The organism is uncultured Catenibacterium sp., from assembly GCF_900540665.1.
In the GTDB taxonomy this organism is placed as follows: domain Bacteria; phylum Bacillota_I; class Bacilli_A; order Erysipelotrichales; family Coprobacillaceae; genus Catenibacterium.
In genome coordinates this window covers 1-7485 of sequence record NZ_UQGV01000089.1, presented here as the reverse complement: position 1 = coordinate 7485, position 7485 = coordinate 1, and the positions used below count along the sequence as shown (strand labels likewise).

The window sequence follows — 7485 nt, the reverse complement described above, 5'->3', positions numbered from 1 at the left end:
ATACCAATTTGGGATAGCCCAATTGATATTTTCATCTAATTTGTCAACAATCTGAAAACAGGGATTTTAAATCCCTGTTTTCTATTTCATGATTTCGTTGTAGATATCATCGAGATTTACTACACTAGAACGATCAGTAAATTCAATCTTAATTGGATCATTTTCTTCGAATCTTGGAATAATGTGAATATGGAAATGATGCACTGTCTGGCCAGCAACCTCTTTCGCATTAGTAAGAATATTACATCCCTTTGCATGCATATTTTCTACAATCTTATTTGCAAGCTTCTGAGCCACTTTCATACAATGTGCCATTACTTCTGGGTCTGCTTCTAAAAAACTATCATAATGTTCCTTAGGAATGACTAGTGTATGACCATCAGTAGTCTGTGATAAATCTAAGAATGCAATGCATGTATCATCTTCATATACAACCTTGCCAGGAATTTCCTTTGCGGCAATCTTACAAAAAATACAATTATCCATCATATAAAACCTCCTATATTCATTCTAACACAAAAGAGACGTTTTCACGTCTCTTAGTCTACATATTTACTAGAAATTTTCTTGATTTGTTTCTTAACCTTTTCATCTTCAACAGTGAACTTATATTTCTTTAAATAATAAGATTCAATATCTGCTTTTACATCAGTTAGGTTCTGTAATTTTTCAGTAATATCTGATTTTGAAGCATTCTTATCTGTGTTATATACATAAACTACTGCATACTTACCTGTACTTAATTTGACTGCTTCCTTATATACACCATCAGTCTTTAATGAAGTGAACTTACTTAAAGCTTTGATGATCTTCTTATCAATTGTAGTAGTAGAACTCTTGCTGCATACAAAACCTAAATCAGTAGAACTACTCTTATTCGCATTCATTAAAGCAGTCATTGCATCGGCACTAGTCACTGTTTTAAGTGCTTTTAATGCTTCAGATTCTTTACTGTATTCAACAATCTTTAAATAAGAAACATTATACTCCTTACATACATCATTGAATTTTGTATCTAAATATTTTTCTTCTAATAGTTCAGATTTTGCTTCTGGTACAGTGACTTCTTTCTCAAAAGTCTTGGCATCACTATATCCCTGATTCTTTGCGTAAGTTTCAAAAGAACCAGAATATTCAGCATAACGCTGTTTAAGTTCGTTTACTTTTGTATTAATTGCATCTTTGTCAGTAATCTCTTTTGCAGTGATCTTATTATAAGCTTCATTTAATACTTCGTTAGCACCATAGTTATCTAATAAGTATTCATATAAACCTTTCTTAGTCACACTTACATCACCACTGATCACTTCTGATGAACTATTCTGTACAGAACTTGTATAACCATCCTTATCAGCAGTCACAATATAAGCTGTAATCACACCAACAACAAGGACAATCGCAATGACAAGTAATGAAATCATTTTCTTAGTAAGTTTAAAAGGTTTCTTTTCAACTTCTACCTTATGGATCTGTTTGTATTCTGCCATTATCTCTTACTTCCTTCCTTCAGCTCTTGTTTTTAAACCTTCTTTTACAGCTTCTTTAACTGCTTTTTTAACCTTTGCATCTTTATACTCGATATCATAAGTATTGAATGCAAGATAGATGATATTATCATCATAAGTAAGTAATGGTGACTGAATTGTGATATTCTTTAATTTTTTCTTGATCTTCTCTTTGTTAGTAGAAGTACATTTTAAAATGTAATAACCATCAGTTCCAGTTAATACATCAGAAGTCTGTCCTTCAGTTAAAGAGAAAGCTGATTCATTGATGGCGTTGCCATAAGTACTTGCAAGGTTGCTTGTTGTATCTACAACACCTAAAGAACCTTTAGCACTCTTTGTATTTGAATCATCTGAATAACTCTTAGCAACATCACCGAAACTTTTACCATCTTTTAATAGTTCCTTCACTTCTTCTAGCTTTTCTTTTTCAGCATTAGTTGGATTAGAAATATCAGAAGTAGAAATCTTAATCATAGAGATAACACGTGGTGTAGCAACCTTATAATAATCATCAAACACTGTATCATAATGTGTCTTTACATAATGCTTCACTAATTCTGCATACTGTAAAGAGTAGATCAGCTTCTTCTTATATTCACTTTCACTTCCATAACCGGCACTCTTCAAATCGCTCTTGAACTGCTTTTCGTAAGAGCTTTCACCATACTTGCTCTTATAAGAATTCTTAATACTATCAAGCATATCACTTGCATTATCTTTCATATCGCTTGTGACAGGATATTGCTTATTGATCAATTGATCAAGAACATATTGGAATGTAGCTGACTTACCAGCACTCGTCGAAATCAATGTATCATAAACATCATCTGCATATACATTGCCTTCACTTGTGGAAGCAACGACGCTCTTTCCATCTACTGTCTTACCACCACAGCCACTTAGTAGTAAAACACTCGCTAAACATAGCGCTGCTATTTTTTTGGCTTTCATACGTACCCTCCTTGCGTAACATATATATTATACATGCTCAATGATTTTTTTCAAATAATTACCCCTGTTTCACATAAAAAGACATAATTCTTTATCATATTATTTGAGGTTAATCGAGTAATCTTTTATAATAATTCTCGAGGTGAAAAAATGATGTCAGTTTTGAGTATAAAGGATCTTCATGTAGCCATTGGTGACAAGGAGATTTTAAAGGGAATTAATCTAACAATTAATACAGGAGAAACACATGCATTGATGGGTCCTAATGGAAATGGGAAGTCAACATTATTAGGTACAATCATGGGTCATCCTAAATATAAAGTAACTCAGGGAACAATCACATTAGATGGTGAAGATGTTCTTTCTATGAGTGTAGATGAAAGAAGCCGTAAAGGATTATTTTTAGGAATGCAGTATCCACAGGAAATTCCAGGTGTTACAAACTCTGATTTCCTCCGCTCTGCAATGAATGCAAGAAGAGAAAAACCATTAAGTCTTTATCAGTTCATTAAAGCAATGGACCATGCAACAGAAGATTTAGAAATGGATGGTAATCTAGCTCATCGTTATTTAAATGAAGGGTTCTCAGGTGGAGAAAAGAAACGTAATGAAATTCTTCAGATGAAACTACTTGAACCTAAGTTCGCATTATTAGATGAAATTGATTCAGGTCTAGATGTTGATGCGTTACGTATCGTCGCTGATAATATTAATGAAATGAGAGAAACAAAGAAGGAAGACTTTGGTTTAGTTATGGTTTCTCACTATGAAAGATTATATGAATTAGTAAAGCCTACACATGTACATGTTTTAGTAGATGGTAATATTGTAGTAGAAGGTGGCTTTGAACTAATTGAAAAGATCAACAATGAAGGATATGAATGGGTAAAGAAAGAATTAGGCATTGAACTCGAAAAAGAAGACGAAGACGTTGTTTCTATCGGGGTATGTGGTCATAAGGTGACAAGCAATGTATAGTTTTGAACACTATATTCATTTTGTTGATGGGGAGGCTCAAGAAAAGAATCTTCCTCAGGAAGTTGTTGTTAATGATACAACAATCACATTCAAGTATGGAGAACCCATTCAGCTTCATGTGGTGGCTGATGTAAAGAATGAAATGTCACTACATTATGTATTTGAAGACAATGTCCATGCGGAAGTGATTGAAACAAGACATGTTGAAGATAACGGAGTTTTAAATCGTACATTTACTAACGGTGCTTATTCACATGTTAATTTCTTTAATGAAAATGAAGGAACAGGAAAGAATACTTATCTAGATGAAGGACACTCTTCTCATGATAGTATGCTTCAGCTTGGTTATTCTGAATTATCTGATGCTTCTATTGAAGCCTCTTATACATTTGAATTAGATGGTGAAGGGGCAGATGTCAGATTAAGAATGGCTGCTTTATCGAAGGATAAAGAAAAGAAACATTATAAGGTGCATATAAAACATAATGCACCACATACTACTGGTATCATGGATAACTATGGTGTTGCGAAAGATGAAGCGCATCTTGTGATTGATGGTATAGGTACGATTACAAATGGACAGAATGGTTCAGCATCACATCAGACAAATAAGATCATTGTCTTTGATCCAAAATGTTATGCAAGTGCAAATCCATTCTTATATATTGATGAATATGATGTCCAGGCTTCTCATGCAGCTGGTGTAGGGAAGATGGATGAAGAACATCTTTATTATTTACAGTCACGTGGCTTGACTAAACGTCAGGCTATGCAGCTAATTACTTATGGTTATTTAATGCCAGTTGTAGAGGTTGTAGATAATCAGATGATTAAGGAACGTTTTGAATTGGCGTTATCAAAGGTAGGTGCTTAGTTATGGTGAATTGTAAGGATACAAGAAAAGACTTTCCAATGTTGGATGGAAAGACATTAATGCATGGCAAGCCACTGATTTATTTTGATAATGGTGCGACTACATTAAAGCCTCGATGTGTGATTGATGCAGTATGTGAATATTTATCTAGCTATTCAGGAAATGCTCATCGTGGAGATTATGATTTATCTCATCAGGTGGATGTCGCTTATGAAGAAGCTAGAGAAGCAGTTCAGCATTTTATTCATGCTAAAAGAAAAGAAGAAGTTGTATTTACAAGTGGTTCAACAGATTCACTTAACTTAATTGCGAATGGTTATGCCAAAACACATTTAAAAGCAGGTGATGAAATCCTCTTGAATGTGGCAGAACACGCCTCTAATACATTACCTTGGTTTGATGTAGCAGATGAAACAGGTGCTGTTGTGAAATATATTGAACTAGATGAAGAAGGTCGTATGACATTAGAAAATGTCAAGAAGGCTGTAACAGAGAATACAAAGATTATTTCACTTGCGATTGTGACAAATGTATTAGGTTATGAAGTACCTATCAAGGAAATCACAGAATATGCGCATTCTAAGGGTATTATTGTAGTGGCAGATGGGGCACAGAGTGTGCCACATATTGTTACAGATGTTGTACGTGATGATGTGGACTTCTTAGCTTTTTCAGGCCATAAGATGTGTGGCCCTACAGGTGTTGGTGTTCTTTATGGTAAATATGAGTTGTTAGAAGAAACAAAGCCTACACGTTTTGGTGGAGGATCTAATTCACGCTATAACAGCTGTGGACTTGTTACACTAAAGGAACCACCTTATAAATTTGAAGCAGGTACACCTCATATTGAAGGTGTTATTGGTTTAGGTGCAGCTGTTAAATACTTACAGAGCATCGGTATGGAGAATATCCGTCAAAGAGAATTAGAATTACGTCATTATGCGATTGAGAAGATGTCTCAGTTAGATAATGTCACTATATATAATCCAAACTCAGAAGGGGCTATTGCCTTTAATATTAAAGATGTATTTGCACAAGATGCAGCCAGCTTATTTAATACTTATGGTATTGCAGTTAGAGCTGGTGAACATTGTGCCAAGATTTTAGACGAGTTCTTAAAAGTAAGAACAACTTGTCGTGTTTCTTTCTATTTCTATAACACTGAAGAAGAAATTGATCAGTTTATTGAAGCATGTAAGAAAGGAGATGATTTCCTTGATGCATTCTTTGGATGATCCAATGATCATGAGAGAAATTATTATGGACCATTATCAGAATCCTAGAAACCACGGACTTGTAGATGATGATTCATATCAGAAAGTCAATATGGATTCAAGTACATGTATTGATGATATTGATGTCCAGGCTAAGTTTAATGGTGATGTAGTGGAGGATGTACGTTTTGATGGTGAAGCATGTGCCATCTGTACAGCATCTACTTCTATCATGACAGAACTAGTTAAAGGAAAGACAAAAGAAGAAGCAGCGCATATTGTGGATAACTATATGCATATGATTTATGAAAAAGAATATGATCCAGAACTTCTTGAAGAAGCGATTGCGTTTAAGAATACGCATAAGCAGGCCAATCGTATTAAGTGTGCGACTCTAGGCTGGACTGGATTCTTAAAATTATTAGAAGGAAGCGAGGAATAGAGATGGCTATTGAGAATCTTAATATTCCACAAGCTGAAGTGATAGAAGATCATCCTGATGAGGATGTATCAGTCTTCAAGACACCTAAAGGGTTAAATGAAGATATTGTTAGAGAAATATCAGCCATTAAAGAAGAACCAGAATGGATGACTGAATACCGTATCAAGTCATTAAAACAGTTCTTAAAGATGCCAATGCCTAAGTGGGGTGTTGATTTATCTAAGATGGATTTTGATGATTATACATACTATAATCGTCCATCAGATACTAAAACAGATAAATGGGAAGAAGTACCAGAAACAATCAAGAATACATTTGATCGTTTAGGTATTCCTGAAGCAGAACAGAAGTTCTTAGCAGGTGCAAGTGCCCAATATGAATCTGAAGTTGTTTATCATAATATGCTTGAAGAAGTCAAAGAGAAGGGTGTTATCTTCTTGGATATTGATTCAGGATTAAAACAGTATCCAGAAATCTTCAAGAAGTATTTTGATACCGTTATTCCATATTATGATAACAAGTTCTCTGCATTAAACGGGGCTGTCTGGTCAGGTGGATCATTTATTTATGTACCACCTCATACTAAATTAGATAAGCCATTACAGTCATATTTTAGAATCAATTCTGAACGTATGGCGCAGTTTGAAAGAACTTTAATTATTGTAGATGAAGGCTCAGATATCCATTATGTAGAAGGATGTACAGCACCTTCATATTCTAAAGATTCACTTCATGCTGGTGTTGTAGAAATTATTGTCGGCAAGAATGCACATTGTCGTTATACAACAATCCAGAACTGGTCTAAGAATATCTATAACTTAGTAACACAGCGTGCTAAAGTTATGGAAGGTGGATCAATGGAATGGGTGGATGGTAACATCGGTTCACTTGTTACTATGAAATATCCTTGCTGTGTTCTCGCAGGAGAAAGAGCCAAGGGCACAGTTATTACTATTGCAGTAGGAGATAAAGGTCAGATTATTGATTCTGGGGCTAAGATGATTCATGCAGCGCCTCATACATCAAGTCAGATTATTTCTAAATCTATTGCAAGAAATGGCGGTAAGACAAACTATAGAGGACTTGTCCGTCATAACAAGAATGCCTACGACTGTAAGAGCAAGGTAGAATGTGATACATTAATTCTAGATAAGATTTCTACAAGTGATACAGTACCTACAAATATCATGGCCAATAATGATTCTATTATTGAACATGAAGCCACTGTATCTAAAGTATCGGAAGATCAGCTCTTCTACTTAATGAGCAGAGGCCTCACTAAAGCACAGGCAACAGAGATGATTGTTATGGGCTTCATTGAACCATTCAGCAGAGAATTACCTATGGAATATGCTGTTGAATTGAATCAGCTTATTAAGCTTGATATGTCAGAAGATGCTATTGGATAGGAAACAGATGATTAAGAAACGTCTCGCTTTAGAAGAAGAGACGTTTCTTTCTTATTCAAAAAGAATTGCCTCTTATCTAGAAGAAATGCCTGCATTTAAGAATGCGAAA

The 7485-nt window shown here is 34.7% G+C and carries 8 protein-coding genes; 5 read left to right on the top strand and 3 right to left on the bottom strand.

Translation table 11 applies throughout. The features are described 5' to 3' along the window. Positions 1-81: 81 nt before the first annotated feature. From QZQ55_RS09955 to QZQ55_RS09945, 3 genes are read right to left on the bottom strand one after another with little or no spacing between them, the layout of a single operon-like run. Positions 82-486 (bottom strand): HIT family protein, encoded by a 405-nt coding sequence (locus QZQ55_RS09955; RefSeq protein ID WP_295092937.1) that lies wholly within the window; start codon positions 484-486, stop codon positions 82-84. A 53-nt stretch (positions 487-539) separates the two neighbouring features. Next, on the bottom strand, positions 540-1487 hold the full coding sequence (locus tag QZQ55_RS09950; RefSeq protein WP_295092935.1) for a hypothetical protein: 948 nt from the start codon (positions 1485-1487) through the stop codon (positions 540-542). A gap of 6 nt (positions 1488-1493) precedes the next feature. Further along, positions 1494-2459, bottom strand: a complete 966-nt coding sequence (locus QZQ55_RS09945; protein ID WP_295092933.1) for a peptidylprolyl isomerase — start codon at positions 2457-2459, stop codon at positions 1494-1496. A 153-nt stretch (positions 2460-2612) separates the two neighbouring features. Here QZQ55_RS09945 and sufC point away from each other — a divergent pair, with 153 nt between their 5' ends. From sufC to sufB, 5 genes are read left to right on the top strand one after another with little or no spacing between them, the layout of a single operon-like run. Next, positions 2613-3437 carry a Fe-S cluster assembly ATPase SufC gene (gene sufC, locus QZQ55_RS09940; protein WP_055289510.1) on the top strand — a complete coding sequence of 275 codons (825 nt, stop codon included), beginning with the start codon at positions 2613-2615 and terminating at the stop codon, positions 3435-3437. Beyond that, complete coding sequence (locus QZQ55_RS09935; RefSeq protein WP_295092931.1) at positions 3430-4311, top strand: SufD family Fe-S cluster assembly protein; 882 nt, start codon at positions 3430-3432, stop codon at positions 4309-4311. The genes sufC and QZQ55_RS09935 overlap by 8 nt, the downstream gene beginning before the upstream one ends. Before the next feature lie 2 nt (positions 4312-4313). After that, the gene (locus tag QZQ55_RS09930; protein WP_295092929.1) at positions 4314-5546 is read left to right on the top strand and encodes an aminotransferase class V-fold PLP-dependent enzyme; all 1233 of its coding nucleotides are present in this window, start codon (positions 4314-4316) and stop codon (positions 5544-5546) included. Next, positions 5530-5967 carry a Fe-S cluster assembly sulfur transfer protein SufU gene (gene sufU, locus QZQ55_RS09925; RefSeq protein WP_006506422.1) on the top strand — a complete coding sequence of 146 codons (438 nt, stop codon included), beginning with the start codon at positions 5530-5532 and terminating at the stop codon, positions 5965-5967. The genes QZQ55_RS09930 and sufU overlap by 17 nt, the downstream gene beginning before the upstream one ends. Positions 5968-5969: 2 nt before the next feature. Beyond that, positions 5970-7376, top strand: coding sequence for a Fe-S cluster assembly protein SufB (gene sufB, locus QZQ55_RS09920; protein ID WP_006506421.1), 1407 nt, complete (start codon positions 5970-5972; stop codon positions 7374-7376). The last annotated feature ends 109 nt before the right edge of the window (positions 7377-7485 follow it).